22 protein-coding genes are annotated in these 26,579 nt (G+C 72.2%); 8 read left to right on the forward strand and 14 right to left on the reverse strand.

Features of this window, described 5'->3' with window-relative positions; all coding sequences use genetic code 11:
• Positions 1-31: 31 nt before the first annotated feature.
• From IEZ19_RS24775 to narI, 5 genes are all read left to right on the forward strand, one after another.
• The gene (locus IEZ19_RS24775) at positions 32-847 is read left to right on the forward strand and encodes an SAM-dependent methyltransferase (protein WP_189313487.1); all 816 of its coding nucleotides are present in this window, start codon (positions 32-34) and stop codon (positions 845-847) included.
• A gap of 78 nt (positions 848-925) precedes the next feature.
• Positions 926-4,609: a nitrate reductase subunit alpha gene (locus tag IEZ19_RS24780; protein ID WP_189313488.1), complete on the forward strand. Its 3,684-nt coding sequence runs from the start codon at positions 926-928 to the stop codon at positions 4,607-4,609.
• Positions 4,609-6,213 carry a nitrate reductase subunit beta gene (gene narH, locus IEZ19_RS24785; protein WP_189313489.1) on the forward strand — a complete coding sequence of 535 codons (1,605 nt, stop codon included), beginning with the start codon at positions 4,609-4,611 and terminating at the stop codon, positions 6,211-6,213. Before IEZ19_RS24780 ends, narH begins: the two co-directional genes overlap by 1 nt.
• Positions 6,213-6,710: a nitrate reductase molybdenum cofactor assembly chaperone gene (gene narJ / locus IEZ19_RS24790; RefSeq protein WP_189313490.1), complete on the forward strand. Its 498-nt coding sequence runs from the start codon at positions 6,213-6,215 to the stop codon at positions 6,708-6,710. The genes narH and narJ overlap by 1 nt, the downstream gene beginning before the upstream one ends.
• Entirely contained in the window at positions 6,707-7,429 is a 723-nt protein-coding gene (narI, locus tag IEZ19_RS24795; protein WP_189313491.1) for a respiratory nitrate reductase subunit gamma, read from the forward strand. Before narJ ends, narI begins: the two co-directional genes overlap by 4 nt.
• A gap of 53 nt (positions 7,430-7,482) precedes the next feature.
• Here narI and IEZ19_RS24800 read toward each other — a convergent pair whose 3' ends face one another.
• The 7 genes from IEZ19_RS24800 to IEZ19_RS24830 form a co-directional block, all read right to left on the reverse strand.
• A complete protein-coding gene (locus IEZ19_RS24800) occupies positions 7,483-7,887 on the reverse strand; it encodes a transposase (RefSeq protein WP_268248666.1) in 405 nt (134 codons plus the stop codon).
• A 319-nt stretch (positions 7,888-8,206) separates the two neighbouring features.
• Entirely contained in the window at positions 8,207-10,069 is a 1,863-nt protein-coding gene (gene dnaK, locus IEZ19_RS24805) for a molecular chaperone DnaK (protein ID WP_189313492.1), read from the reverse strand.
• Positions 10,070-10,210: 141 nt separating this feature from the next.
• On the reverse strand, positions 10,211-10,636 hold the full coding sequence (locus tag IEZ19_RS24810) for an OsmC family protein (RefSeq protein WP_189313493.1): 426 nt from the start codon (positions 10,634-10,636) through the stop codon (positions 10,211-10,213).
• Positions 10,637-10,699: 63 nt separating this feature from the next.
• Positions 10,700-12,436 carry a vWA domain-containing protein gene (locus tag IEZ19_RS24815; protein ID WP_373297043.1) on the reverse strand — a complete coding sequence of 579 codons (1,737 nt, stop codon included), beginning with the start codon at positions 12,434-12,436 and terminating at the stop codon, positions 10,700-10,702.
• A 62-nt stretch (positions 12,437-12,498) separates the two neighbouring features.
• Positions 12,499-13,560 carry an ATP-binding protein gene (locus tag IEZ19_RS24820; RefSeq protein WP_189313495.1) on the reverse strand — a complete coding sequence of 354 codons (1,062 nt, stop codon included), beginning with the start codon at positions 13,558-13,560 and terminating at the stop codon, positions 12,499-12,501.
• 81 nt (positions 13,561-13,641) lie between these two features.
• Complete coding sequence (locus tag IEZ19_RS24825) at positions 13,642-15,669, reverse strand: phage holin family protein (RefSeq protein WP_229840712.1); 2,028 nt, start codon at positions 15,667-15,669, stop codon at positions 13,642-13,644.
• Positions 15,670-16,012: 343 nt separating this feature from the next.
• Positions 16,013-16,414 carry a hypothetical protein gene (locus IEZ19_RS24830; RefSeq protein ID WP_189313497.1) on the reverse strand — a complete coding sequence of 134 codons (402 nt, stop codon included), beginning with the start codon at positions 16,412-16,414 and terminating at the stop codon, positions 16,013-16,015.
• A gap of 85 nt (positions 16,415-16,499) precedes the next feature.
• On the opposite strand from IEZ19_RS24830, the gene IEZ19_RS24835 reads away from it, so the two are divergent.
• Both IEZ19_RS24835 and IEZ19_RS24840 read left to right on the forward strand, forming a co-directional pair.
• A complete protein-coding gene (locus IEZ19_RS24835; protein WP_189313498.1) occupies positions 16,500-17,273 on the forward strand; it encodes an MBL fold metallo-hydrolase in 774 nt (257 codons plus the stop codon).
• A complete protein-coding gene (locus IEZ19_RS24840; protein WP_189313499.1) occupies positions 17,270-17,896 on the forward strand; it encodes a DedA family protein in 627 nt (208 codons plus the stop codon). Before IEZ19_RS24835 ends, IEZ19_RS24840 begins: the two co-directional genes overlap by 4 nt.
• A gap of 183 nt (positions 17,897-18,079) precedes the next feature.
• Here IEZ19_RS24840 and IEZ19_RS24845 read toward each other — a convergent pair whose 3' ends face one another.
• The 7 genes from IEZ19_RS24845 to IEZ19_RS24875 all read right to left on the reverse strand — a co-directional run bounded on the left by IEZ19_RS24845 (position 18,080) and on the right by IEZ19_RS24875 (position 24,901).
• The gene (locus IEZ19_RS24845) at positions 18,080-18,463 is read right to left on the reverse strand and encodes a VOC family protein (protein WP_189313500.1); all 384 of its coding nucleotides are present in this window, start codon (positions 18,461-18,463) and stop codon (positions 18,080-18,082) included.
• Positions 18,464-18,509: 46 nt separating this feature from the next.
• A complete protein-coding gene (locus IEZ19_RS24850; protein ID WP_189313501.1) occupies positions 18,510-19,637 on the reverse strand; it encodes an MBL fold metallo-hydrolase in 1,128 nt (375 codons plus the stop codon).
• Positions 19,634-20,881: an aminotransferase class I/II-fold pyridoxal phosphate-dependent enzyme gene (locus IEZ19_RS24855; protein ID WP_189313502.1), complete on the reverse strand. Its 1,248-nt coding sequence runs from the start codon at positions 20,879-20,881 to the stop codon at positions 19,634-19,636. Before IEZ19_RS24855 ends, IEZ19_RS24850 begins: the two co-directional genes overlap by 4 nt.
• A 75-nt stretch (positions 20,882-20,956) precedes the next feature.
• Positions 20,957-22,075, reverse strand: a complete 1,119-nt coding sequence (locus IEZ19_RS52640; protein ID WP_189313503.1) for a DUF4148 domain-containing protein — start codon at positions 22,073-22,075, stop codon at positions 20,957-20,959.
• 169 nt (positions 22,076-22,244) lie between these two features.
• On the reverse strand, positions 22,245-22,502 hold the full coding sequence (locus IEZ19_RS24865; protein ID WP_189313504.1) for a DUF6158 family protein: 258 nt from the start codon (positions 22,500-22,502) through the stop codon (positions 22,245-22,247).
• Between the two features lie 59 nt (positions 22,503-22,561).
• On the reverse strand, positions 22,562-24,181 hold the full coding sequence (locus IEZ19_RS24870; protein ID WP_189313505.1) for an ABC-F family ATP-binding cassette domain-containing protein: 1,620 nt from the start codon (positions 24,179-24,181) through the stop codon (positions 22,562-22,564).
• 42 nt (positions 24,182-24,223) lie between these two features.
• Entirely contained in the window at positions 24,224-24,901 is a 678-nt protein-coding gene (locus tag IEZ19_RS24875) for a histidine phosphatase family protein (protein ID WP_189313506.1), read from the reverse strand.
• Positions 24,902-25,049: 148 nt separating this feature from the next.
• Here IEZ19_RS24875 and IEZ19_RS24880 point away from each other — a divergent pair, with 148 nt between their 5' ends.
• Positions 25,050-26,546, forward strand: a complete 1,497-nt coding sequence (locus tag IEZ19_RS24880) for a bifunctional phosphatase PAP2/diacylglycerol kinase family protein (RefSeq protein ID WP_189313507.1) — start codon at positions 25,050-25,052, stop codon at positions 26,544-26,546.
• Positions 26,547-26,579 lie beyond the last annotated feature (33 nt).

Consider the following 26,579-nt stretch of genomic DNA (forward strand, 5'->3'; position numbering starts at 1 on the left):
ACGGCCCCGAACTCCTAGGAGAGCACCCCGCATGACCGGATCCGAAGCCGCGTCCATCCGCATCGACACCAGTCGGCCGCATCCGGCACGGGTCTACGACTGGTGGCTGGGCGGCAAGGACAACTACCCGGTGGACGAGGAACTGGCCCGCAAGATCCTCGCCGCCGACGGCACCGTGGTGCGCGGCGCGCGGGCCAACCGCCGGTTCATGCAGCGGGCGACCCGCACCGCCGCACAGGCCGGGATCCGGCAGTTCCTCGACATCGGCACGGGCATCCCCACCGAGCCCAATCTGCACCAGGTGGCCCAGGGCGTCGCCCCGGAGTCGAGGGTCGTGTACGTGGACAACGACCCGATCGTCCTGAGGCACGCGCAGGCGCTGCTGCACGGTTCCGCCGAGGGCAGCACCGACTACGTCCACGCCGACGTCCGCGACCCCGGCACGATCCTGCGGCTGGCCGGCGAGACCCTGGACTTCTCGCAGCCGGTCTCGCTGTCGCTGGTCGCGCTCACGCACTATCTGGACGACGCCGCCGACGGCGACGACGTGTACGGCCTGATCGCGCGGTACGTCGACGCGCTCGCCCCGGGCAGCCATCTGGTGCTCTCCCAGGTCACCGCCGATCTCGCCCCCGAGGGCGTGGCGCAGGCGGCCGAGCAGTTCCGGCGCAGCGGCACCCCGTTCCACCCGCGCTCGCTGGCCGACTTCTCGCGCTTCTTCGACGGTCTGGAACTGCTGGGTCCGGGCGCGATCGCCGTGTCCGGCTGGCGTCCGGAGCCGGCGGACGTTGCGGCGCAGACGGAGGGCGTCGTGCCGGTCTACGGGGCCGTCGCCCGCAAGGTCTGACCCGTACGGCTGGCCTGAACGGGTGCGCTCCCGCGCCCGCCCCTAGGTTCTAACCGAGGGGTGAGCTAGGGAGCGCACGTGACCGAGACACGGACACCGCCGAGGGAGCCGGGCGCGGCGCTGCTGAGCGCCGGGAGGTTCTTCCGGCCCGGCACGCCCTCCCCCGACCTGCACAGTGTGCGGCTGACCGGAGGCCGGGAGGGTGACGTCTTCTACCGGGACCGCTGGAGCCACGACAAGGTGGTGCGCTCCACCCACGGCGTGAACTGCACCGGTTCGTGCCGCTGGAAGGTGTACGTCAAGGACGGGATCATCACCTGGGAGACCCAGGAGACGGACTACCCCTCGGTGGGTCCGGACCGCCCCGAGTACGAGCCCCGCGGCTGCCCGCGCGGCGCCGCCTTCTCCTGGTACACCTACTCCCCCACCCGGGTGCGCTACCCGTACGTCCGCGGTGTCCTGCTGGAGATGTACCGGGAGGCGAAGCAGCGGCTGTCCGATCCGGTGCTGGCCTGGGCGGACCTCCAGGACGATCCCGAGCGGCGCCGGCGCTACCAGCGAGCCCGCGGCAAGGGCGGACTGGTGCGGGCCACGTGGGACGAGGCGGTGGAGATCGTCGCCGCGGCACACGTCCACACCATCAAGACGTACGGCCCGGACCGCATCGCCGGCTTCTCCCCGATTCCCGCGATGTCGATGGTGTCGCACGCGGCCGGGGCCCGCTTCCACTCGCTGATCGGCGCCCCGATGCTGTCCTTCTACGACTGGTACGCCGACCTTCCGGTGGCCTCGCCGCAGGTCTTCGGCGACCAGACGGACGTACCGGAGTCGGGCGACTGGTGGGACGCCGCCTACCTGATGATGTGGGGCTCCAACGTCCCGGTGACCCGGACCCCGGACGCGCACTGGATGGCCGAGGCGCGCTACCGCGGTCAGAAGGTCGTGGTGGTGTCCCCGGACTACGCGGACAACACCAAGTTCGCCGACGAGTGGCTGCACCCGCACCCCGGCACGGACGGGGCGCTCGCGCTGGCGATGGGGCACGTGGTCCTGAAGGAGTTCTTCGTCGACCGCGAGACGCCGTTCTTCGCGGACTACGTACGGCGGTTCACCGACCTGCCGTTCCTGGTGACGCTGACCGGGCGGGACGGAGCGTACGTACCGGGGAAGTTCCTGCGCGCCGCCGACCTCGGGCAGAAGAGCGAGGGCGCTCAGTGGAAGACAGTCGTGCTGGACGACGTGACCGGCCGCGCGGTCGTGCCGAACGGCTCGCTGGGCTTCCGCTGGACCGAGTCGGGCAAGGGGAAATGGAACCTCGAACTCGGCGATGTGCGACCACGGTTGAGCCTCTACGGCAGTGAGGTCGCGGCCGGTGTGGAGGTGCTGCTGCCGCGCTTCGACACCGAGGGCGGTCAGCACGGGCAGGGGCGCGGGGAGGTGCTGCGGCGCGGGGTGCCGGCCACCCGGCTCGGCGGCCCCGAGGGCCCGCTCGTGACGACCGTGTTCGATCTGCTGCTCGCACAGTACGGCGTGCTCCGGCACGGCCTGCCGGGCGCATGGCCGGCCTCGTACGACGACGCCCGCACCCCGGGCACCCCCGCCTGGCAGGAGGTGCACACATCCGTCCCCGCGGCCAAGTGCGTGAAGATCGCCCGGGAGTTCGCGCGCACCGCCGAGCGGTCGCAGGGCCGCTGCATGATCCTGATGGGCGCGGGCACCAACCACTGGTTCCACTCCGAGACGATCTACCGTGCCTTCCTCGCACTGCTCCAGCTGACGGGCTGCCAGGGCCGCAACGGCGGCGGCTGGGCGCACTACGTCGGCCAGGAGAAGTGCCGCCCGGTCACCGGCTGGGCGACGCTGGCCGCCGCCTCCGACTGGTCACGGCCGCCCCGGCAGATGATCGGCACCGCGTACTGGTTCCTCAACACCGACCAGTGGCGCTACGACCGGTTCGGCGCCGACGTGCTCGCCTCGCCGCTGGGTGAGGGCCGGTTCGCGGGGATGACCGGTGCGGACTGCCTCGCCCTGTCGGCGCGGGCGGGCTGGATGCCGTCGTACCCGACCTTCGACCGCAATCCGCTGGAGCTGGGCGAGGTCTTCGGCGACCCGGTGGCCAAGGCGGTGGCCGAACTGCGCACGGCCACACTGAAGTTCGCCTGCGAGGACCCGGACGCGCCGGAGAACTGGCCGCGGATCGTGACGCTGTGGCGGGCCAATCTCCTCGGCTCGTCGGCGAAGGGCACCGAGTACTTCACCAAGCATCTGCTGGGCACGCAGTCCTCGCTGCGGGCCGAGGAGGCGGCGCCGGACGAGCGGCCGCGCGACGTGACCTGGCGGGCCGAGGCCCCCGAGGGCAAGCTCGACCTGCTGCTGTCCCTCGACTTCCGGCAGACCTCCTCCACGCTGCTGTCGGACGTCGTGCTGCCCGCGGCGACCTGGTACGAGAAGCACGACCTGTCGTCCACCGACATGCATCCCTACGTGCACTCCTTCTCCCCCGCCGTGGATCCGCCGTGGCAGGCCCGGACCGACTTCGACGCGTTCAAGGCGCTCGCCGAGAAACTGAGCGAGCTGGCCGCCGGTCATCTGGGCGTGCGCAGGGACCTGGTCGCCTCGCCGCTCCAGCACGACACCCCGGGAGAGATCGCCCAGCCGGGCGGGGTCGCGCTGGACTGGCGGCGCGGCGAGTGCGATCCCGAGCCCGGCCGGACCATGCCGAACCTGACAGTGGTCGAGCGGGACTACACCGCGATCGGCGCCAAGTTCGCCGCCCTCGGCCCGCTGGTTGAGGAACTGGGCCTGCCCGCCAAGGGGATCGCACTGCGGCCGGACGAAGAGGTCCAGCAGCTGCGGCAGTCGAACGGCGTCGGTTACGAGGGCCGCCCGTCCCTGGACACGGCGGTGAAGGCGTGCGACACCATCCTGAGCCTGTCCGGCACCACCAACGGCCGCCTCGCCACCCAGGGTTTCCACACCCTGGAACAGCGCACCGGCCAGGAGATGGCACACCTCGCCGCCGAGCACGAGGGCAAGCGGATCACCTACGCCGACACCCAGGCGGCACCCGTACCGGTGATCACCTCGCCGGAATGGTCCGGCAGCGAGTCCGGCGGGCGCCGCTACACGGCGTTCACACTGAACACCGAGCATCTCAAGCCCTGGCACACGCTCACCGGGCGCCAGCACTTCTTCCTCGACCACGACTGGATCCACGAACTGGGCGAGGCGCTCCCGGTGTACCGGCCGCCGCTCGACATGAACCGCCTGTTCGGCGAACCCCGGCTCGGCCCGGACGGGCAGCAGGAGGTGACGGTCCGTTACCTCACCCCGCACAACAAGTGGTCCATCCACTCCGAGTACCAGGACAACCTGTTCATGCTGGCCCTCTCCCGCGGCGGCCAGAACATCTGGATGTCCCCCGAGGACGCGGACGCGATCGGTGTCGCGGACGACGACTGGATCGAGGCCGTGAACCGCAACGGCGTGGTGGTGGCCCGCGCGGTCGTCTCGCACCGGATGCCGCCCGGCACGGTCTACATGCACCACGCGCAGGAGCGCACGGTGAACGTCCCCAAGGCCGAGACCACCGGCCGACGCGGCGGCATCCACAACTCGCTCACCCGTCTCGTCCTCAAGCCGTCCCACCTCATCGGCGGCTACGCCCAGTTGTCCTGGGCGTTCAACTACCTGGGCCCGACGGGGAACCAGCGCGACGAGGTGACGGTGATCCGGCGCCGCGCCCAGGAGGTCGAGTACTGATGCGCCCGATGGCCCAGATCGCGATGGTCATGAACCTCGACAAGTGCATCGGCTGCCACACCTGCTCGGTCACCTGCAAACAGGCGTGGACCAACAGGCGGGGCATGGAGTACGTCTGGTTCAACAACGTGGAGACCCGCCCGGGGCAGGGTTATCCGCGCCGCTACGAGGACCAGGAGACGTGGCGCGGCGGCTGGCAGCTGAACCGGCGCGGCGCCCTCAAGCTCAGGGCGGGCGGACGCCTGCACAAGCTCGCCGGGATCTTCTCGAACCCGAAACTCCCGGAGATCAAGGACTACTACGAGCCCTGGACGTACGACTACAAGAACCTCACCGACGCACCGCTCGGCGACGACTACCCGGTGGCCCGGCCGGTCTCGCAGCTCGACGGCAAGCCGATGAAGATCGAGTGGTCGGCGAACTGGGACGACGACCTGGCGGGCGCCCCGGCGTACGGGGACCTGGACCCGATGGTGGAGCGGACGCGCAGGCAGGCCTCGGACAAGGTGAAGTTCGAGTACGAGCAGACGTTCATGTTCTATCTGCCGCGCATCTGCGAGCACTGTCTCAACCCGTCCTGCGTGGCGTCCTGTCCGTCCGGCGCGATGTACAAGCGGGCGGAGGACGGCATCGTCCTGGTCGACCAGGACCGCTGCCGGGGCTGGCGGATGTGCGTGACCGGATGCCCGTACAAGAAGGTGTACTTCAACCACCGCACCGGCAAGGCCGAGAAGTGCACCCTGTGCTACCCGCGTATCGAGGTCGGCCTGCCGACGGTGTGCTCGGAGACGTGCGTGGGCCGGCTGCGCTATCTCGGGGTGGTCCTCTACGACGCCGACAAGGTGACCGCTGCCGCCTCCGTCCACGACGAAAAGCAGCTGTACGAGGCCCAGTTGGGGGTGTTCCTCGACCCGGAGGACCCGGAGGTGCGGCGGGCCTGCGAGGAGGCGGGGATCCCGTACGACTGGCTGGAGGCGGCACGCCGCTCCCCCGTCCGTGCGCTGATCAGCACGTATCGGGTGGCGCTGCCGCTGCATCCGGAGTACCGCACGATGCCGATGGTCTGGTACATCCCGCCGCTGTCGCCGGTGGTGGACGCGCTTGCGGAGACCGGGCACGACGGCGAGGACGCGGCGAACCTGTTCGGCGCGATCGACACGCTGCGCATTCCGCTGGAGTACCTGGCGGAGCTGTTCACGGCGGGCGACACCGGGCCGGTGCGGGCGGCGCTGGAGCGGCTCGCCGCGATGCGCTCCCACATGCGGGCGCTCAACCTCGGCGAGGAGCCGGACCGCGGGGTCGCCGCGGCCGTCGGCATGGAGCCGGACGGGGTCGAGGCGATGTACCGGCTGCTGGCGATCGCCAAGTACGAGGAGCGGTACGTCATTCCGACCGCCGCCGTCGGCGACGCGCGCCGGCTCGAGGAGTCGGCACTGCCCGAGGGATGCAGCCTCGACTACGAGGGCGGGCCCGGCATGGGCGGCGAGGGACGCGACGGGCCGTTCGGCCGGGACTCCGGGCACAGAAGGCTGCCGCTGGTGACGCTGGAGAGCTTCCACGCCCTGCGCCGACGGCAGACCTCCGACGACGGCCGGGAGGCCTGATGCCCGCGGACGCGGTGTTCTACCAGGCGGCGGCGCTCTGTCTGACGTACCCGGACGAGGACTTCGTCGCCCGGCTCCCTCTGCTGCGCGAAGCCGCCCCGCAGCTGCGGGAGTTCACCGACCACGCTGCGGTGACCCCGCTCGGTGACCTGGCGGCGCACTACGTCCAGGTCTTCGACTTCAAGAACCGGCACAGCCTGTATCTGAGCTGGTGGCGCGACGGCGACACCCGGCGGCGCGGGATGTCGCTGGTCCGCTTCAAGGACCTCTACCGGGCGCACGGACTGGAGTTCAGCGGCGAGGAACTGCCCGACTTCCTGCCCGCGGTCCTGGAGTTCACGGCCCGGACCGGCAACACGGACCCGCTCACCGAGCACCACGAAGCCCTGGAGCAACTGCGCTCCCGGCTCACCGACTTCGGCACGCCGTACGCGTCCGTCCTGGACGCGGTCTGCGCGACGCTGCCGCCCGCACCACCCTCCGGGAGGCGTCCATGACCACACTGCTGTGGGGCGCCCTGCCCTACATCGCCTTCGCCCTCCTCGTCGCCGGTCTGATCTGGCGCCACCGCTACGACAAGTTCGGCTGGACGTCCCGCTCGTCCCAGATCTACGAGTCGAAACTCCTGAACATCGCCTCACCCGTGTTCCACTACGGCATCCTGTTCGTGCTGGCCGGACACCTGATCGGGCTGTTCGTCCCGGAATCCTGGACGAACGCGACGGGTATCGGCGAACACACCTACCACCTCTTCTCCCTGTACGGCGGCACGTTCGCGGGCGTCCTCACGGTGTGCGGGATCGCCCTGCTCATCTACCGGCGCCGCACCCGCGCGCCGGTCCTCCGCGCGACCACCGTCAACGACAAGGTCATGTACGTCGTCCTCGTCGCCGCGATCGTCCTGGGCATGACCGCCAAGCTGACGCACGTCTCCGACGACGGCTACAACTACCGTGCGACGATCGCGCCTTGGGCACGCAGCCTGTTCACGCTCAGCCCGAGGACGGACCTGATGACGAACGTGCCGGTCCTCTACCAGATCCACGCGGTGATCGGCATGCTCCTGATCGCCTTCGTCCCGTACAGCCGCCTGGTCCATATGTTCAGCGCGCCTTTGCAGTACCTGTTCCGCCCGTACGTGGTCTACCGGACACGGGACCCCCGGCAACTGGGCCCGCGCCCGGAGCGGCGGGGCTGGGAGCGGGCGGGATCCTAAGAGCCATCACGTAATGCAGGCGGAGACGCACCTCACCACGGGGGCTGCTCCGTTTACCGGACGTCGAGCTTGAGGTTGTCGAGTGCGGCGACCCCGGCTACGGCGTGGTTGATCGCGTGGCCGCGGCGTCGGCATGGACGCAGGACCTGGTGGTCTTTGAGTCGGGCGATGGTGTGCTCGGCGACGGCCCGGCTTTTTCGGAACCGGCGGTAGTTGCGGTCTTTGATGATGCGACCGTCGGGGCCGCGGCATGGCGTTCGGACGCGGTCGACGCCACGGTAGCCGCCGTCGCCGGACAGGCGGGGATGGTCGGGCAAGGTAGCTTCCAGAGTTTCCCGGAAGACGACGACATCGTTGCGGTTGCCCGGCCACGCCTCTCCCACAGCGACCACGCGGCGGTCCCTTGCCCGGCAGAGACTCACCGATCCGGATGACCCCAGCACGGCGCGCCTGGACATCGTCCAGGCGCGCCACACACAGATCCTCTTCGAACCAGGGCTGCAAGAGGCCCTGTCGAGTCAACCGCAGCGCGGTGCCCGCCCCCGCACGGGGCCGCACCCACGCGGCAGCCCACAGGCCGGAATCTTCCGGCCGCCGCGGGCCTCTGCTCGACAAAACACACCGACCGGTACCGGACAACCCCCGAATGAGACCCCACCCGCGAACGCGCGGCACAAGGCCCACGTCGGAACAGCCGGCCACACGGACAACACGCCACCCAGGCGCGCCCGCTCCGTACAGAGACCGGACGGACATCACAGCATTACGTGATGACTCTTAGGCCGCGCCGCCGCGTGTGTCGCGTTCGTCGTCCACGATCTCCGCGTCGACCACGCCTTCCTCCTCGGGGGAGGCGTGCTCGGTGCTCTGCTGCGTCGAGGACTCCTGGCCGGCACTGGCGTACATCGCCTGGCCCATCTTCTGGCTGACCGTGGCGAGTTTCTCGACTCCCGTGCGCAGGGCGGACGTTTCCGCGTTCTGGTCGAGGAGTTGCTTCAGGTCCGTGATCGCCGACTCCACCTCCGACTTCGTGTCCGCGGGGATCCGGTCGCTGTTGTCGCCGATGAACTTCTCGGTCTGGTAGACGAGTTGCTCGGCCTGGTTGCGGGTCTCCGCCGCCTCGCGGCGGTTGCGGTCCTCCTCCGCGTACTGCTCGGCCTCCCGCATCATGCGGTCGATGTCGTCCTTCGGGAGCGCCGATCCGCCCGTCACCGTCATCTTCTGCTCGCGGCCCGTGGCCAGGTCCTTGGCCGAGACGTGCATGATTCCGTTGGCGTCGATGTCGAACGCCACCTCGATCTGCGGCACGCCCCGCGGGGCGGGGGGCAGCCCGGTCAGGTCGAAGACGCCGAGCTTCTTGTTGTACGCGGCGATCTCGCGTTCGCCCTGGTAGACCTGGATGCCGACCGAGGGCTGGTTGTCGGTGGCGGTGGTGAAGATCTCCGAACGGCGGGTCGGGATCGTCGTGTTGCGCTCGATCAGCTTGGTCATGATGCCGCCCTTGGTCTCGATGCCCAGGGACAGCGGGGTGACGTCGAGGAGGAGGACGTCCTTCACATCGCCCCGGATCACGCCCGCCTGCAGCGCCGCGCCGACCGCGACCACCTCGTCGGGGTTGACGCCCTTGTGCGGGTCCTTTCCGGTCAGCTCCTTGACCAGGTCGGTGACCGCGGGCATCCGGGTGGAGCCGCCGACCAGGATCACGTGGTCGACGGCGGACAGCTGCACGTTCGCGTCCTTGACCGCCTGGTGGAAGGGGGTCTTGCACCGGTCGAGGAGGTCGGCGGTCAGCTCCTGGAACTGGGCGCGGGTCAGCTTCTCCTCGAGGTGCAGTGGGCCCTCGGCGGAGGCGGTGATGTAGGGCAGGTTGATGGACGTCTCGGACGAGGACGACAGCTCGATCTTCGCCTTCTCGGCGCCCTCCCGCAGCCGCTGCACCGCCATCTTGTCGCCCGCGAGGTCGATGCCGTACTGCCCCTTGAACTTCTTGACCAGGTGCTCGACGATCCGCTGGTCCCAGTCGTCGCCGCCGAGATGCGTGTCGCCGTTGGTCGCCTTGACCTCGATGACGCCGTCGCCGATCTCCAGCAGGGAGACGTCGAAGGTGCCGCCGCCGAGGTCGAAGACCAGGACGGTCTGCTCCTCGCCGCGGTCGAGGCCGTAGGCGAGCGCCGCGGCCGTCGGTTCGTTGATGATCCTGAGCACCTTCAGGCCGGCGATCTCCCCGGCCTCCTTGGTGGCCTGCCGCTGGGAGTCGTCGAAGTACGCGGGGACGGTGATCACCGCGTCGGTGACGTCCTCGCCCAGATAGGCCTCCGCGTCCCGCTTCAGCTTCTGCAGCACCCGCGCCGACAGTTCCTGCGCCCGGTAGCGGGTGCCGTCGACCGAGCCGCTGTCCGGGAAGCGCCACGCCCCGTCGCCCATGTGCCGCTTCACCGAGCGCGCGGTGCGCTCCACGTTGGTCACGGCCTGCCGCTTGGCGACCTCGCCGACCAGCACCTCGCCGTTCTTGGCGAAGGCCACGACCGACGGTGTGGTCCTCGCTCCCTCGGCATTGGCGACGACGGTGGGCTCACCGCCTTCCAGGACGGCCACCACCGAGTTCGTCGTCCCGAGATCGATCCCGACCGCACGTGCCATCTCCGTCCCCTTCCGCGAGGGCGTTTCCTCGACTCCAGCACAAAACTTGAGTGCGCTGTTGTCAATGCCGAGTACCCCGTTCAGGGGTGGAAACGACGATGCCGCGCCCCGGCGGGACGCGGCATCCGGGGCGCGGGGATGTCAGGCGAGCTTCGCCGACAGGGTGATGGTCGTGCCGGCCAGAGCCTGGCTGACCGGGCAGTTCTTCTTGGCGTCCTCGGCGGCGACGACGAACGCGTCGTTGTCGAGGCCGGGGACGGTGCCCTCGACCGTCAGGTGGATGCCGGTGATGCCCTCACCCGGCTGGAACGTGACGTCGGCCGAGGTGACGAGCTTGGTGGGCGGGGTGCCGGCGCCGGCCAGGCCGTGCGACAGGGCCATGGAGAAGCAGCTGGAGTGGGCGGCGGCGATCAGCTCCTCGGGGCTGGTCTTGCCGTTCGCCTGCTCGGCGCGCGACGGCCACGACACCGGCTGCGGGCCGATACCGGAGGAGTCGAAGGTGACGACGCCGTTGCCCTCGAGCAGGTTGCCTTCCCAGACGGTGTGTGCGGTGCGCGTGGTTGCCACGGCTGTTCCTTTCACTGTGGTCCGGTTTCCGGATTCCGTACCCCCATCCGATCACATTCGGACTCACTGCACCCTGAAGACCGGGCCACGCGGGGTGAACGGCAGACGAGCACCCGGCGGAAGCAGATAGGCGTGCTCGCGCCGCACCCGCAGCACGTCGCACCAGCCGTCGGTGATGACCAGCACCGGCGCGCCCGGCGGAAAGTCGTCCGCCCGGTGCAGCAGGTCGATGCCGGGCTGCAGGACCGTGCCGCCGCGCCCGTGCACCCGCACCCGCCCGGCGATCTCCGTGGCCGGCAGATAGCCGGCGTCGTGCGGTGCCGCGTCGCAGAAGACGACCCGGGCGGCCGGTACGTCACGGGCCTCGGCGTACGAGGCGATCGCGCCCAGCGCCTTGCCGAGCAGGACGCGGTCCATGGAGCCGGAGGTGTCGAGAACCACGCCGAAGGTGCAGCGGGCGATCTCCTCGGGCGGGAAGTATCGGCCCGCGCGCGGGATGCCGGGGGTGGAGGACTGGCGGCGCGAGGGGCGGGCGTACGACCGTACCGCCTCGGGGCGGGGCACGAATTCGTCGAACCAGCGGGCCAGTCGAGCGTCCCACGGCAGCGGCGGATGGCTGAGGGCGCGGATCTCCTCGACCAGGCCGCCCGGCAGGAAGCCGCGCTCCTGCGCCTGGTGCAGGTCCAGGCCCCGGCACAGGCCGCGGCGGTAGAACTCGTCCAGGTCGACGTAGTCGCCGGGCGGCCCCAGCGGAGCGCCGAGCATGTCGCCGAGCCCTTTGCCGCGCAGGGTCGCCAGGCGCCGCATCCGGCGCAGGTCGCCCGCGATACGGTCGTAGACCTCCTCGGCGGACAGGCCGGCCAACTCCGGGTCGTGCAGCAGCCCTTCGGGCATCGACCCGACCTGCATCCCGCACAGCCAGCCGTTGATGACGTAGTCGCAGGCGACGTTGAAGAGGTAGGGGTCGCGGGTGCCGCGGCGGTCGCCGTGGCGCAGGGCAGCGTGCAGCATCTCGTGGGCGAGGACGAACCGCCATTCCTCGTCGTCGAACTCGCGCAACGGGTTGACATAGATCTCGGCCGCCTCGGCGTTCACCGCGGCGACGGAGATGTCGTGGGCGCGGGCGAGTTCGGCGTCGGCGACCACCGTGATGCCGGCCGCGATACCGCCGAGCAGCGGGTAGGAGGAGACGAACCAGCTCAGCGCCCGCTCCCAGGGCTGCAGCCGGGTGGGGCCGCCGCGCATCGAGGCACGGCGGCCGCCGGCCACGTCCATCGCCGTGGCCACCGTACGGGTCAGGGCATGCGCGAACGCCAGTTGCCAGTCGGGTGCCGTGCCGCCCTTCCAGGTGTCCCACGGCACCAGCAGCTGGTCCGGCTCGCCGCCCGCCGTACCGCAGCGTTCGTACGCGGCCGGGATGCCGCTCCGGCGCCAGCGGGCGGCGAGCTGTTCCTCGTCGCCGTCCGGGTACGACGGCGGCAGCTCGTCCGGGGTGCGGCCGACGGGGAAGCCGAGCAGGAAGCGGTTGACCACGGCGCAGCGGGCGGCGAGGTCGTACCGGTCCGGCTGGGTGCGCCGGCCGGTCGCCGCCGGGACGTGACCGAAGCCCAGGTGGATGACGCCGTGCGCGACGGCCCAGGCCCACTCGGCGGGTTCGGCCCGGCGGGCGGGGTGGACGTGCAGCACACCGTCGGAGTCGACGCGGACGAGACCGGCCCGGGGCGCGGACGCGCAGTCGTCCTGGCGGCAGGTGCTGAACCCGATGGCCGCGAGCGCCCGGTTGGCCCGCACCAGCCGCATGCCTTCGGCGAACGCCTCCGCCGCCGGGTCCTGCTCCGGCTTCTCGCGGCCACGCGCACGGGTCACCGGCGCGCCTCCACGAGCCGGGGCATGTCCCGGGCCGCCTCGACCAGGAACCAGGCGGGCAGGACGGGGTTGCCGTCGGTGTCCGGGGCGATGACGCTCTGCGCGACCTCCACCGATATCTCGGCGAGCTGCACGAGCAGCGACTTGGCGCGGTACGCGGTCTGCCGCCCGCTCGCCGAGAGGTGGTCCTTGCTCGCGGGCAGCTCCTTGACGAGCCGGCCGCGGAACGACTCGGCGAGGTAGTAGAGCAGGTCGCGGTCCTCGAGCCGGTGCGGCCAGCGGGCGTCGCCCTTGATGACGGCCTCGATGCCGTACCGGCTGCGCACGATCTTGACGTAGCCGCAGAACGCGGTCGCGTGCGCGGGCGTCAGCGTGCCGTGCGCGAGGACCTTCAGGGTCTCCTCGTCGAGGTCCTGCCCGAAGGAGTGCAGGGCGTCGGAGAGCATGTGCCAGGAGCGGGGCGTGGAGAACGGCTCCTCGGTCTTCGGCGGCTTGGACCACAGGTGGTCGGGGCGGTCGGTGAGGTGGTCCAGGATCCACGGATGGATGGCGTTGTTCGCGGCCCAGACGAGCCAGTCCTTGGCGGAGGCCTCCAGGTGGACGTGGGCGAGGCGGTTGACGAGGGCGGAGGCGATGGGGCGGGCCAGCGCGTTGTCGGTGGCCCGGTTGCCCGCGCCGATCACGATGGACCCCTTGGGCAGCTCGTAGGTGCCGATACGGCGGTCCAGGATCAGCGAGTAGAACGCCTTCTGCACATCCGGGGTGGCCGCGTTCAGCTCGTCCAGGAACAGGCAGTACGGCTCGTCCCGGGCGATCGCCTCCGGCGGGCAGAACACCGACCGTCCGTCCCGGATCTGCGGGACACCGATGAGATCCTCGGGCGCGAGCTGAGTACCAAGGAGGCTCACGCACTCCAGCCCCAACGACTCGGCGAACTCCCTGACCAGGGACGATTTTCCGATGCCGGGGGCGCCCCAGAGGAACACGGGCCGCACGGTGGCCAGACCGAGCAGGAGTTCGGGGATGCGGACGGGAGTGACGGTGACGGCAGCCTGCAATGCAAAGGCTCCTCGGGAATGTTCGAGAGACGTACGACGCGCACCAGTGTGGGCGTACGGACGTGTGGGCGCAGCCGAATTTCAGGCGGCCCGGCGGTCCTGTTCCGCCTCCGCGAGCGGCACCTGGGGCCCGTTCGACTCGCTCAGCCAGCGGCGCAGGACGCGGTGCACGTGCTCGGCGCCGGCCAGTTCCTCCCCGTCGCCGGCCGGCGCGGGCAGCTCGAGGGGCGACAGCAGGAAGGGGCGGGCCTGGGCGCCGCCGAGGCCGCCGTGCGAGCCGATCTGCTCCTCGAAGGCGAGGACTTCGCCCTCGGCCGGTTCGTACCAGGAGTTGACCATGATGTCGGCGGTGTGCGGGAAGGCGTGCGTGCGACGGACGGCGTCGGCGGCGCCGGGCCCGAACACGGTCAGCGGGCCGGGCTGTTCGTCGAGCCGGTCCAGCGGGATCTCCGCACCGTACGCCCCGAGGACCACCCCGCCGTGCTCCTCGCTGCGCACCAGCAGGAACCCGATGCCGGGGTGGTTGGCGAGGGTGGGGAGCAGCGCGGGGTGCCGGGCGTCGATCTCCTCCTTGGTCATACGGTGCGGCACATCCGGGAAGGAGATCAGGCCGAGGTTGCCCGAGGCCAGCACGATCGGCTCCGAGCGGCGGCGGGAGGGGCGGTGGTGCTCGCCGCGTTCCTCGACCGGCCTGCGCAGCGCCGCCCGTACGGCCGCCCGCGCCTCCGTGCCGCTGTGGGTGCGCTCGGCCTTTCTCGGTACGGGCAGTCCGCAGCCGGCGCGGACGAGCTGGCCGAGGGTGAGGCCGTAGCGGGCGCGGAAGGTCTCACCGGGGCTCTGGCCGTGGTCGGAGAGGACCACGATCCGGTACGGCCGCGGGGCGTGCTCGGCGACCTTCTCGATCAGGGCGAGCGACCGGTCGAGGCGCTGGAGCACCTTCTCGGTGTCGCGGCTGCGCGGCCCGGAGTGGTGGGCGACCTCGTCGTAGGCGACCAGGTCGGCGTAGACGGCGGTGCGCCCCGCGAGCAGGTCGCCCATCACGGCCGCGACGACGACGTCCCGCTCGACGACGGTGGCGAAGGCGCGCACGAACGGGTAGAGACCGCCGCGGCCGACACGCGGGCGCTGCTTGCGGGCGCGGGCCCGGGTGGACTGGGCGATCTCGCGGCCGACCTCGGCGCAGAAGGACAAGGCGGTGCGGACGGCGTTGGCGGGGTCGGAGAAGTAGGCGAAGTAGCCCGCGCGGGAGCGGTTCTCACGGCCCCGGCGGCGGGCGGCGATGGACAGGACGAGGGCCTGTTCGTCGGCGCCGCCGCTGAACAGGTTGCCGCGACTGGCACCGTCCACCGTGAGCAGTCCGCCGTCGCCGGTGCGCTCGACGGCACGGCGCTGGAGTTCGGCGGCGCTGGTCGGGCGGTTGCAGACCATCACCTCGCGGTGCTCCTTCTCGTACCAACGGAACGCGGGCACGTCGAAGGTGCTGCCGTGCAGGATGCCGAGCTGGCTGGCGCCGGTCTGGCTGGACCAGTCGGTGCGCCAGGGGGTGAGCCGGTGGGTGGGGCGCCGGCCGTCGCCGGCGGCCAGCCAGCGGCCGACGGTCGGCATGAGTCCCTTGCGGACGGCGTCGGTGATTACGTCGTGGCCGACGCCGTCGAGCTGGACGACGACGGTGCCGGGGGCGGACGGGCACGGCGGGTGGGCTCCGCGGCGGCGGTCGGCGAGCCGGTAGAGACGGCGGCGGTAGGCGTCGTCGTCGCGCACGGCGAGGGCACCGCCGGTGGCGGAGGCGACGGCGGACATCACGGCAGCGACCATGACGGCGGTCTCGGGGGCGACCTCGCTCTGGCCGGACGGGTTGATGCGCAGGGCGACCAGCAGCAGCGAGCCGTTGAGGAAGAACACGAGCAGGCCGAGCACCAGGGCGGGCACGAGCAGCAGCAGCCGTACGAGAAGCGGCCAGACGACGGCCGAGAGCACACCGAAGGCGCCGGCGCCGAGCGCGGCGGTGATGGCGATGCGGGTGGCGCTGTCGCCGTGGGCGGACTGGAGCTGGAAGTCGGGCAGGATCCCGGCGAGCACGAGCATGGTGACGGTCGAGCCCGCCCACACGGTCACACTCCGCCCGACCTGCCGCGCGACCCGCCGCCACCGCCCGCCAAGCACGCCCCGACCACCTCACATCCCGTCCCCACGCCGACGGGGACCTGGGCTCCACCTTGTCACAGGGCGTTGCCCGGATTTCGGGGAGTCCGCCACCGGCGGTCCGTCCGAGCACGACCGCCGCACGCCGGGCATCGCACCGCCCCCTGAAACCGCCGCGGCGGCGGGCCACCACGGCGGCGGAGCCCAGCGGTGCCGAACCGGCCGTGACAGACGACACGGGCCCGGCCCGCACACGGCGAGCACCCGGCGACGCGGCCGGCACAGACCCCCGCCGAGCCCGCGGCAGCGGCTACCGCCCGTCGTACCCCGCCGTCGGCATCGACAGGCGGCGGTGTACCCGGGCCTTCATCTGGGCGTCGTACAGCGGTTCCGCGTGGCCGACCGTCTCGACCCGCACCCCGCGCCGCGCGCACTCCGCGGTGAACTCGTCCACGGACGACAGCGCGCTCTCCAGAACCCGGCGACTGGGCGCCACGAACACGTCCGTCCCGGGCCGCACCCCGTCCCACAGCACGCAGTGGTCCGCACGCAGCCCCCGGACGAGCAGCTCGCGCACGACGACGTAGCCGCGCTCGACGGCCCAGCGGGCGCACATCGCGTGCTGACTGCGCGAGTCCACGAGGAAGGGATCCGCTTCCAGCTCCTCGAGCGGCGTCAGACTCGCGATCGCCGTGACGCGGACCGGTCCCATGGCGTCCCCCTCACCTCCGGGTTTCGCCGCCGACCCTACTCCTGCCCGTAGGCTTCGGGGGAGTCGCGCGAAGGGGGCAAAGAAGGTGCCGGTGGAGATCACGTGGTGGGGTCACGCCACCTGCACGGTGGCGGACTCGGACGTACGCGTGCTCACCGATCCCCTGTTCGCCCGCCGGCTCGCGCATCTCCGCCGCCGCCGCGGCGGGACTCCCCCGCCGGACGCCGCCCGCGCGGACGTCGTGCTCGTCTCGCATCTGCACGCCGACCACCTGCACGTTCCCTCGCTGGCCCGGCTCGCCCCGGGCACGCGCCTGCTCGTACCCCGGGGCGCACCACGGGCGGTGCCCGGGTTGCGCCGGCTCGGTCAGCTGCGGATCACGGAGATGGCGCCGGGCGACACCGCCACGGTCGGGGACCTCGTCGTACGGGCCGTGCCCGCGCGGCACGACGGACGGCGGCTGCCGGTCGGCCCGCACCGCGCCCCCGCGCTCGGGTACGTCGTCGAGGGCGAGGCCAAGACCTACTTCGCCGGGGACACCGGGCTGTTCGACTCCATGCCCGCCGAGGTCGGGCCGGTGGACGTGGCGCTGCTCCCGGTCGGCGGGTGGGGGCCGTACCTCGGCGAGGAACACCTGGACGCGCGCCGGGCGGCGCAGGCGCTGGCCCGGCTCGCGCCCCGCAGTGCGGTGCCGGTGCACTACGGCACGTACTGGCCGATCGGCATGGACGCCGTGCGCCCCCATGAATTCCATGCGCCGGGCGACGAGTTCGTGCGGCAGGCCGCCGAGTACGCGCCCCAGGTGGCGGTGCACAAACTCGGACACGGCGAGGGTGTGCGCCTGGAGGTCGCGCGGTGAGCTGGTTCGCCGCGGCCTCGACGGCCGTGCCGCCGGAGTCGACCCAGCAGGCGATCGGCTATCCGTCGCTGTTCCTGCTGGTGCTGATCGGCGCGTTGGTGCCGGTGGTGCCGACCGGGGCGCTGGTGAGTTCGGCGGCGGTGGTGGCGTTCCACCAGACGGCGCCGTTCGCGCTGGGGCTCGTGTTCGTGACGGCGTCGCTGGCCGCGTTCCTCGGTGACGCGGCGCTGTACTGGCTGGGGCGGCGCGGGATGGGCTCGAGGAACGGCTCACGCTGGCTGGAGGCGATACGGGCGCGGGCTCCGGAGGAACGGCTCGCCCAGGCCCAGGACCAGCTCGCCGAGCACGGGGTGACGGTGCTGGTGCTGTCCCGGCTGGTTCCGGCGGGCCGTATACCGGTGATGCTGGCCTGTCTGATGGCCGACTGGCCGCTTCGCCGCTTCACCCGCGGCAACCTCCCGGCGTGCCTGGCCTGGGCGGTGACGTACCAGGTGATCGGCATCCTGGGCGGCTCCCTGTTCAGCGAGCCGTGGGAGGGCGTGGTGGCGGCGGTCGCGCTGACGGTGCTCATCAGCGCGACGCCCGGTGTGTGGCGGAGGATACGCAGGACGGCGCAAGCCTAAGAGACCCCACCCGCGAACGAGCGGCACAAGGCCCACGTCGGAACAGCCGGCCGCACGGACCACACGCCACCCAGGCGCGCCCGCTCCGTACACAGACCGGACGGACATCACAGCATTACGTGATGACTCTTAGGCCTGCACCGCGAGCCGGCGCAACGGCGCACCTCCACCCGTCACATGTGGTCAGATGGGCTGGAGCCGGGTGTGCAGGAGGCAGAATTCGTTGCCTTCCGGGTCGGCCAGTACGTGCCAGCTCTCGGTGCCGGTCTGGCCGACGTCGGCGGGCCTGGCGCCCAGAGCGAGCAGCCGCTCCAGCTCGGCGTCCTGGTCGCGGTCGGTGGCGTTGACGTCGATGTGCAGTGGGAGCTTCCCGGTCCGCGGGTCGTTGCTGGGGCTGAGGACGAGGGTGGGCTGCGGGCCACCGAAGCCGGTGTCGGGCGGCCCGATCTGGATGCTTCCGTCGTCCTCCCGGCCGAGCTCGACGTAGCCGAGGACTTCGCTCCAGAAGGCGGCGAGCCGCTCGGGGTCGGCGCAGTCGAGGACCAGTTCACTGATGCGGCATGCCATGGCCGTCAGTGTACGTAGAGGTGATCCGGTAGAAACGTCCTGATCCTCAGTCCAGCACCCTGGAACCCCCCACCGGCAGGTCCCACAGGTCATCGCGGTTCAGGCCCGCCTTCTCCCACGCCGCCCTGACCCGGGTGAGCGGTTCGAGGACGGGCTCGGCCGAGAGGACGAACGTGCCCCAGTGCATGGGGGCCATGCGGCGGGCGCCCAGGTCGTGGTGGGCCCGGACCGCCTCCTCCGGGTCGCAGTGCACGTCGGAGAGCCACCAGCGCGGGTCGTACGCGCCGATGGGGAGCAGGGCCAGGTCGATTCCGGGGTAGCGGCGGCCGATACGGGAGAACCAGTGGCCATATCCCGTGTCGCCCGCGAAGTAGACGCGCCGACCGTCCGGCGCCGTGAGCACCCAGCCGCCCCACAGGCTGTGGCAGGTGTCCCGGAGAGTGCGCTTGGACCAGTGGTGCGCGGGCACGAAGTCGAAGCGGACACCGGACAGTTCGGACGCCTCCCACCAGTCCAGCTCGGTGACGGTGGTGAACCGGCGGCGCCGGAACCAGCGGCCGAGCCCGGCGGGCACGAACACCGGGGTGTCGCGCGGGAGTCGGCGCAGGGTCGGGGCGTCCAGGTGGTCGTAGTGGTTGTGGCTGATGACGACCGCGTCGACACGCGGCAGGGCGCCCCAGGCGACGCCGACGGGGGTGATACGGGCCGGGGTGCCGAGGATGCGGCGGGACCAGACCGGGTCGGTCAGGACGGTGAGCCCGCCGATCCGCACGACCCAACTGGCGTGCCCCGCCCAGCCGACGGCGACCGTGCGGGCGTCGACGCGGGGCAGCGGGCCGGGTTCGAAGGGGAGCCACGGGATGTCCTTGAGGCCCTCCTGTCCCGGCCTTACGGAGCCCTCGCGGGCGAACCGGGCCAGGGCCTTGAGGCCGGGCAGGGGGGCGGTGAGCCGGTCGTGGAACGTCCTTGGCCAGGACCGGACTTCGCCCAGCGGACGGGGTTCGGCGAGGGGCGGGAACGGGGGTGCGAAGGGGGTCGGAGCCGCGGGCACGGCGGCTCTTTCGAGCGTCGTGGTCGGCGTGATCGGCGTGATCGGCGTGACGGGGGTGGTGGTCGTGGACGTCGTCGTCGTGGACGTGATGGCTGACCCGGACTGCGGCGTCTGCTGCGTCATCGAGGAGGCTCCCATCGCTGAGCGTCGTCGCGGAGATCGTCGAGGACCGACCTCAAGGAGATCAACGCGCGTTGCACATGTGGCAGTTCCAACGGTGAGGGTGACGTGAGGCATTCCGTGCGTTCCTCGTCCGTGCCGCCCAGCAGCGGCCCCGTGGACAGCCGCACGCGCAGCGCCCCCAGGTCGTCGCCGAAGCGGTGGCCACCAGGCGCGGGCATCCCGAGCCGGGCGGTGAGGAAGTCCTCCAACTCCTGTGCGTCGCCGACGCCGTGCGCGCCCAGCGCGGAGCGCAGCTCATCGAGGTCGACGTAGAGATGGCGGCCGGCCTGCGGCGGCCGGGACAGCGCGCCCGCGGCCACGACGGCGGCGTGCACGGCGGCGGCAACGCGTGCGTGCAGGCGTACGGCGCTGTCGCGGCGTACGGTGACCGGCCTGGGTTCGTCGAGCGCGTAGCCGGCGGCGGCCGCGACCGGGCCCGCGACCGTCGCCCCCATCGCGGTGAGCACGTCGAGCACGCGAGCGTGGAGCCCCTCCCCCTCCGCTCCCTGGGGGAAGCGCGCGACGGCGGCGGGCCAGCCGGGCGGCAACAGCGCACCGGCCAGATCGGTGACGACGGTGACCCGGTCGGACAGCATCTCGGCGGGGCTGAGCAGCACCGTGTCGTGCGGGGCGTGCAGGGTGTCGCGCCAGGTCTCGTCGCTGACCAGGTGCAGACCCTCGCCCTGGGCGGCCTCGACGGTCTCGTGCAGCGCCTCGGGCGGGGCGACCGTGGCGGTCGGGTCGTCGGCGACGGAGAGCACCAGCAGCCGCGGGTCGCCGCCCTCGGCACGGACCCGGCGCACGGTCTCCAGGAGCGCGTACGGGTCCGGGACGCCGCCGCTCTCGGCGGGCGTCGGCACATGGAACACCGGCCTGCCCAGCAGCCGTGCGTACGGCGCCCACCATGCGGCACAGGGCCGGGGCACCAGGACGTCGCCGCCGAGCGCCGCGGTCAGCGCGAGCAGCAGGGACGGGGCACCGGGGCCGGCGGCCACGTGGGAGGCCTCGGTGGGCAGTCCGCGGCGGGACCAGTAGCCGCAGGCCGCGTCGAGTACGCCGGGACCACCGCCGATCGGCTGTGCCGCGGTCCGGTACGCGGCCGCGGTGAGCACGTCGGCGAGTTCGGGCAGGACGGGCAGTCCGTCGCCGGGCAGGGACGGCCCGTAACGGACGGGGCCGTGGCCTTCGGGGTCCGTCCGCCGCATGTCCGCCTCCACGCAGTCCGTGATGCCGTGTCGTGTCCCCGGGGCCCGCGCCACGTGCCGTACGGCGTCCGGGGTTCAGCCGTCCGTGTCCGGCCTGCGCCGCCACAGCCGGTGGGCGGCGGCCGCGAACGCGCCCGCGATCAGCGCACCGCCTGCCACCAGCGTGGGAACGGACCCGTTGAAGGAGCCCCCCTCACCGGCCTCCACGCCGAGCCGCCCCCCGTCGGGGCTACAGGTATTGGCGCCGGCACAGGTGTGGTTGTCGCCGCCGTCACCACCGATGCCCCCGTAACTACCGATGCCCCCGTCACCACCGATGCCGCCGACGCCGCCGTCACCACCGATGCCGCCGCTCCCGTGGCTTTCGGTGTCGCCGCCGATACCGCCGGTGCCCCCGCCTTGGAGGTCACCTCCGGCACCCCCGCCACCGATGCCCAGGTTCCCGGTGTCGCCGCCCCCGCCCAGTTCCTCACGACCGGTCACGCCGCCCCCGCCCAGTTCCTCACGACCGGCCACGCCGCCCACGCCCAGTCCCTCACGACCGGCCACGCCGCCCCCGCCCAGTTCCTCACGACCGGTCACGCCACCCACGCCCAGTTGCTCACGACCGGTCACGCCACCCACGCCCAGTTCCTCACGACCGGTCTCGCCCAGCCCACCGGTCCCGGAGCCACCGCCGACCTCGCCATGTCCACCACCACCGTCACCAGCGAGGCCACCCTCGCCGGCCCCGAGATCCGGACCCGTCCTCTCGTCGTCGCCCCGGACGGCCCCGCGACCCCCATCCCCCGCCTCACGCGGCACCGTGAACGTCGCGCGCCAGGGCGCACCTGTCGCGCCGACCGCCGCCGGACACGTACCGCTGACGGCGCCCGCGCGGTCCTGCCCGGTGCCCGGCATGGCGGTGATCCGCGCGGTGCCGCGATAGGCGGTCCTGGACGTCTGTCCGCCGGTGTCCGGGACCCGGGTCAGCTGGACGCTTCTCCCCTCGAAGGCCGACGACGCGGCCGCCATGGTGGCGGGGACCGTCCCGCTGTTCGAGGCGCAGGTCACGGACACGGTGACGGTGCCGCCCGGCTGGACGGTGACCGGACTGACCTGCACGGCGGGATCCGCGGACGCGGCCGGCGCGGTGCCCACCACGGCACCGGCCAGGGAGGCTGCGACAAGGGCGGCACGGGCGGTGCGGCGCATGGGCGGGCTCCTTAGAACCGACGGCTGGAGGAGCACGGCGCTCGTGCCCCCGCTGCCATCACAGCCCGCCCGGCCGCTCCCCGCGCGCGGCCGGACGCCATTGGCGGGACACGGAACGGCCTATCGGGTGACCCCGCGGCTGCCCGGACGGGCAGCCGGCCGGACCCGTTCAGCCCTTGCCGCTCCCCGGAGCCGCCGCCCCGCCGCAGTTCCGCTCGCGGGCGCCCTCCCGGGTGCGGCCCGCGGCGATGAGCCGGCGCGGGTTGCGGCGCAGGTATTCGCCCTCGAGCTGGGCCATGCGCTCGTTGTGGGCCCGCAGTGCGTCGTTCGAGCCGTAGAGCAGCGTGTCGTGGCGCGTGCGGTGGATCGTCTCCAGCTCCTTCATGAGCTGCTGGTCGTCCAGACGGTCCGGGTCGACTCCAGTCATGGCGTGCCCCGCTCGTCGAGTCTCACGTTCCTTAAGGCCACTGTACGAACAGGTGGCCCCTACCGCGCCCGCTCCACCCGATGCTCGTCCCACACCGGCTCCGGTGTCTCCCGTACCCGGCCGTCGCTGCCGAAGACGAGGTAGCGGTCGAAGGAGCGGGCGAACCAGCGGTCGTGGGTCACCGCGAGGACCGTCCCGTCGAACGCCTCGAGACCCTCCTGCAACGCCTCCGCCGACTCCAGGTCGAGGTTGTCGGTCGGCTCGTCGAGCAGCAGCGCGGTGACGCCCTGAAGCTCCAGCAGAAGGATCTGGAAACGGGCCTGCTGGCCGCCGGAGAGCCGGTCGAAGGGTTGCTCGGCCTGGCCGGTCAGCTCGTAGCGGCGCAGCCGGGACATGGCCGCGCCCCGGTCCTGGGAGTGCTCCTTCCACAGGATGTCCAGAAGCGTACGGCCCATCAGTTCGGGGTGCGCGTGCGTCTGGGCGAAGTGCCCGGGCACCACGCGCGCACCGAGCTTCCACTGCCCGGTGTGCGCCACGTCGTCGCCGGCGAGCAGCCGCAGGAAGTGCGACTTGCCGGAGCCGTTGGAGCCGAGGACGGCGACTCGTTCGCCGTAGAACACCTCCAGGTCGAAGGGTTTCATCAGGCCGGTCAGCTCGAGTCCCGTACAGGTGACTGCCCTTACGCCCGTGCGGCCGCCCTTGAGGCGCATGGTGATGTCCTGCTCGCGCGGCGGCTCGGGCGGGGGTCCGGCCTCCTCGAACTTGCGCAGGCGGGTCTGCGCGGCCTGGTAGCGGGAGGCCAGTTCATGACTGATGCTGGCCGCCTGACGGAGGTTCAGGACGAGCTTCTTCAGCTGCGCGTGCTTCTCGTCCCAGCGTCGGCGCAACTCCTCGAAGCGGGCGAAGCGTTCGCGCCGGGCCTCGTGGTACGTGGCGAAGCCCCCACCGTGCACCCAGGCGTCGGCGCCGGCCGGTCCCGGCTCCACAGAGACGATCTTCTCAGCGGCGCGGGCGAGGAGTTCGCGGTCGTGGGAGACGAACAGGACCGTCTTGCGGGTCTCCCCCAGCCGCTCCTCCAGCCAGCGCTTGCCGGGCACATCGAGGTAGTTGTCGGGCTCGTCGAGCAGCAGCACCTCGTCGGTGCCGCGCAGCAGTGCCTCCAGGACCAGCCGCTTCTGCTCGCCGCCGGAGAGGGTGCGCACCTCGCGCCACTGGGCCCGCTCGTAAGGCATGCCGAGGGCGGCCGTGGTGCACATGTCCCACAGGGTCTCGGCCTCGTAGCCGCGCACCTCGGCCCAGTCGGCGAGGGCCTGCGCGTACTGCAGCTGAGCGGCCTCGTCGTCGACGGTCATGATGGCGTGCTCAGCCTTGTCGACGGCCCGCGCGGCCTCCTGGATTCGCGGCGGTGCGACGGACACCAGCAGGTCGCGTACGGTCGTCTCGTCCCGTACGGAACCGACGAACTGGCGCATCACGCCGAGGCCGCCGCTCACGGTGACCGTGCCGCCGTGCGGTTTCAGCTCGCCGGAGATCAGCCTCAGCAGGGTCGTCTTGCCCGCGCCGTTGGGGCCGACCAGGGCGACGGCGGCGCCTTCGCCGACCCGGAAGGACACGTCGCCGAGCAGCGCCCTCCCGTCGGGGAGGTAGTACTCGAGGTGTGCGGCTTCCAGATGTCCCATGGGCAGGAATTGTGCGGGGCGCCCCCGACCTGCGGCAAACCGTTATCCGGCCGTGTCCGGGCCGCTCCGGCTCACCGGCTGCGGTTCCCCGGCCGGGCCGCTCTCCCCGGCGGGTGCCACGACGGCGCCGGCCCAGGACAGGGCCTTCCAGCCGTCGGAGGGCGAGCCCTCCAGGACGACCACACCGGTGTTGTCCAGCGGGCGGGCGGCGGCGAAGGACACGTCGACGTTGTCGGCACGGGCGGACGTCCACATGCGGATCGCGGCGCCGTGGCTGACCATGGCGACGCTCCCGGCGCCGCTGCGCGCGGCCTCGGCGATCACGGCGTCGTACCGCGCGAGCGCCTCGATGCCGGTCTCGCCGCCCGGCATCCGCAGGCCGGTGTCACCGGAGGCCCAGGCGAACACGGTCCGCATGTACAGCTGACCGCGCTCCGAGTCGCCGGGCACCATCTCCAGGTCGCCCGCGGACAGCTCGCGCAGGCCGTCGCGGACGTGCACGTCGAGGCCCCGGGCAGTGGCCAGCGGGGCGGCGGTGAGCTGGGTGCGGATCAGGGTCGAGGCGTAGAGGGCCTCGATGTCCTCGTCGGCGAGCGCGGCGGGCAGGGCGGCGGCCTGCCGCTCCCCGAGGAGGGTCAGTCCGGGTCCGGGTACGGCGGTGTCGAGCAGGAAGTCGACGTTGGACGGCGTCTGACCGTGGCGGATGAGCAGCAGCCGCATACGGGGTTCCTCTCGCTCGTTCACACCACCGTCGCACGACAGTCGTCCGCACCACCGTCGCGCGACAGTGATGCGCGCCACCCCGGCACGACACTCCTGCGCACCATCGACGCACAACAAATGGCGGCTTCAGGGTACCCGGCCCGATATGAGCCCCGACGTCGACCTCACCGTCCCCCTGCCGGGCCGGCACGCGCTGCGCGCCCGGCTGCTCGGCCTCGACTCCCGGCTGTTCCGGATGGCCGCCGACCGACACTGGCCGGGTGCGGAGCCGGTGCTGCCGCGGCTGAGCCGGAGCGCGAACCACGGGCTGCTGTGGTTCGCGACAGCGGCGGCGCTGACCGCGAGCCGCACCCCGCACGCCCGCCGGGCCGCCGCCCGCGGTCTCGCCTCGCTGAGCCTGGCCTCCCTGACGATCAACACGCTCGGCAAGCGCTCGGTGCGCCGCCCGCGGCCCGCCCTGGACCCGGTCCCGAGGGTGCGGCAGCTGAAGCGGCAGCCGATCACCACGTCGTTCCCGTCCGGTCACGCGGCGTCGGCGGCCGCCTTCGCGACCGGGGTCGCCCTGGAGTCCCCGGCGTGGGGTGCGGCGCTGGCGCCGGTGGCCTTCTCGGTGGCGATGTCCCGTGTCTACACGGGCGTGCACTTCCCGAGCGACGTCCTGGCGGGTGCCGGGCTCGGCGCGATCGCCGCGTTCGCCGTACGTGGCCTGGTGCCCACACGGGCCGGGATCGGCCCACGGGCCAGGCCGCGCGCGGTGGCCCCGGCGGCGGCCGACGGCGAGGGGCTGATCGTCGTCATGAACCAGCGCGCGGGCGGCGCCGACCGTGTGCGCGCGCTGCGGGTCGAGCTGCCGGGGGCGGAGGTCGTCGCGTGCGAACCGGACGACGTGGAGACCGAGTTGGCGAAGGCGGCGACCCGGGCGCGGATCCTGGGCGTCTGCGGTGGCGACGGCACGGTGAACACGGCCGCCGCCACCGCCCTGCGCCAGGGACTGCCGCTCGCGGTCCTGCCCGGCGGGACGCTCAACCACTTCGCACACGACCTGGGCATCGTGGACGCGCGCGGCCTCGCGCGGGCGGTGCGGCGGGGCGCGGCGGTCCACGTGGACGTGGGGCGCTTTTCGTCCCGTGGCCGGGAGGGCGTCTTCCTCAACACCCTGAGCCTGGGCGTCTATCCGGAGCTGGTGCGCGAGCGGGAGCACTGGTCGCACCGGATCGGCGCCTGGCCGGCCGGCGTGCTCGGCGCACTGCGGGTGCTGCGCGCGCACCGCCATCCACTGAAGGTCGAACTCGGCGGCGCCAAGCGCCCGTTGTGGCTGCTGTTCGTCGGCAACTGCGTGTACCACCAGCTGGGGTTCAGCCCGGGGCGCCGGCTCGACCTGGCGGACGGACTGCTCGACGTACGGCTGGTGCACGGTGGCCGCAGGCCGGCGCTGGAGCTGCTGGCCGCCGCCCTCGCGGCCCCCCTGAGCCGTTCCCCGGCCCACGCGTCGGTCCGGGTGGACCGGTTGCGCCTGGCCGGCGTGACTCCTGGCACGCTCCTGGCGTACGACGGCGAAGTCACGGATGTGGGAGGCGAGTTGACACTGGAGAAGCTGCCGCGCGCCCTGACCGTCTACCGGCCTCTGCCCCGGATTCGATGACCCGTCAGTCCACATACCAAAACGCATGTCTCA

Source organism: Streptomyces brasiliensis (assembly GCF_014647875.1).
GTDB lineage: Bacteria > Actinomycetota > Actinomycetes > Streptomycetales > Streptomycetaceae > Streptomyces > Streptomyces brasiliensis.

Excerpts from the sequence above, each read along its gene's own strand:
- IEZ19_RS24865 (WP_189313504.1), bottom strand. The coding sequence starts at position 22,502 with ATGACTGGAGTCGACCCGGACCGTCTGGACGACCAGCAGCTCATGAAG.
- IEZ19_RS52640 (WP_189313503.1), bottom strand. The coding sequence starts at position 22,075 with ATGCGCCGCACCGCCCGTGCCGCCCTTGTCGCAGCCTCCCTGGCCGGT.
- IEZ19_RS24850 (WP_189313501.1), bottom strand. The coding sequence starts at position 19,637 with ATGACGCAGCAGACGCCGCAGTCCGGGTCAGCCATCACGTCCACGACG.
- IEZ19_RS24830 (WP_189313497.1), bottom strand. The coding sequence starts at position 16,414 with ATGGGACCGGTCCGCGTCACGGCGATCGCGAGTCTGACGCCGCTCGAG.
- IEZ19_RS24870 (WP_189313505.1), bottom strand. The coding sequence starts at position 24,181 with ATGGGACATCTGGAAGCCGCACACCTCGAGTACTACCTCCCCGACGGG.
- IEZ19_RS24815 (WP_373297043.1), bottom strand. The coding sequence starts at position 12,436 with ATGCGGCTGGTGCGGGCCAACCGGGCGCTCGCGGCCATCGGGTTCAGC.
- narH (WP_189313489.1), top strand. The coding sequence starts at position 4,609 with ATGCGCCCGATGGCCCAGATCGCGATGGTCATGAACCTCGACAAGTGC.
- dnaK (WP_189313492.1), bottom strand. The coding sequence starts at position 10,069 with ATGGCACGTGCGGTCGGGATCGATCTCGGGACGACGAACTCGGTGGTG.
- IEZ19_RS24880 (WP_189313507.1), top strand. The coding sequence starts at position 25,050 with ATGAGCCCCGACGTCGACCTCACCGTCCCCCTGCCGGGCCGGCACGCG.
- narJ (WP_189313490.1), top strand. The coding sequence starts at position 6,213 with ATGCCCGCGGACGCGGTGTTCTACCAGGCGGCGGCGCTCTGTCTGACG.
- IEZ19_RS24800 (WP_268248666.1), bottom strand. The coding sequence starts at position 7,887 with ATGTCCAGGCGCGCCGTGCTGGGGTCATCCGGATCGGTGAGTCTCTGC.
- IEZ19_RS24845 (WP_189313500.1), bottom strand. The coding sequence starts at position 18,463 with ATGGCATGCCGCATCAGTGAACTGGTCCTCGACTGCGCCGACCCCGAG.
- IEZ19_RS24855 (WP_189313502.1), bottom strand. The coding sequence starts at position 20,881 with ATGCGGCGGACGGACCCCGAAGGCCACGGCCCCGTCCGTTACGGGCCG.
- IEZ19_RS24875 (WP_189313506.1), bottom strand. The coding sequence starts at position 24,901 with ATGCGGCTGCTGCTCATCCGCCACGGTCAGACGCCGTCCAACGTCGAC.
- narI (WP_189313491.1), top strand. The coding sequence starts at position 6,707 with ATGACCACACTGCTGTGGGGCGCCCTGCCCTACATCGCCTTCGCCCTC.
- IEZ19_RS24775 (WP_189313487.1), top strand. The coding sequence starts at position 32 with ATGACCGGATCCGAAGCCGCGTCCATCCGCATCGACACCAGTCGGCCG.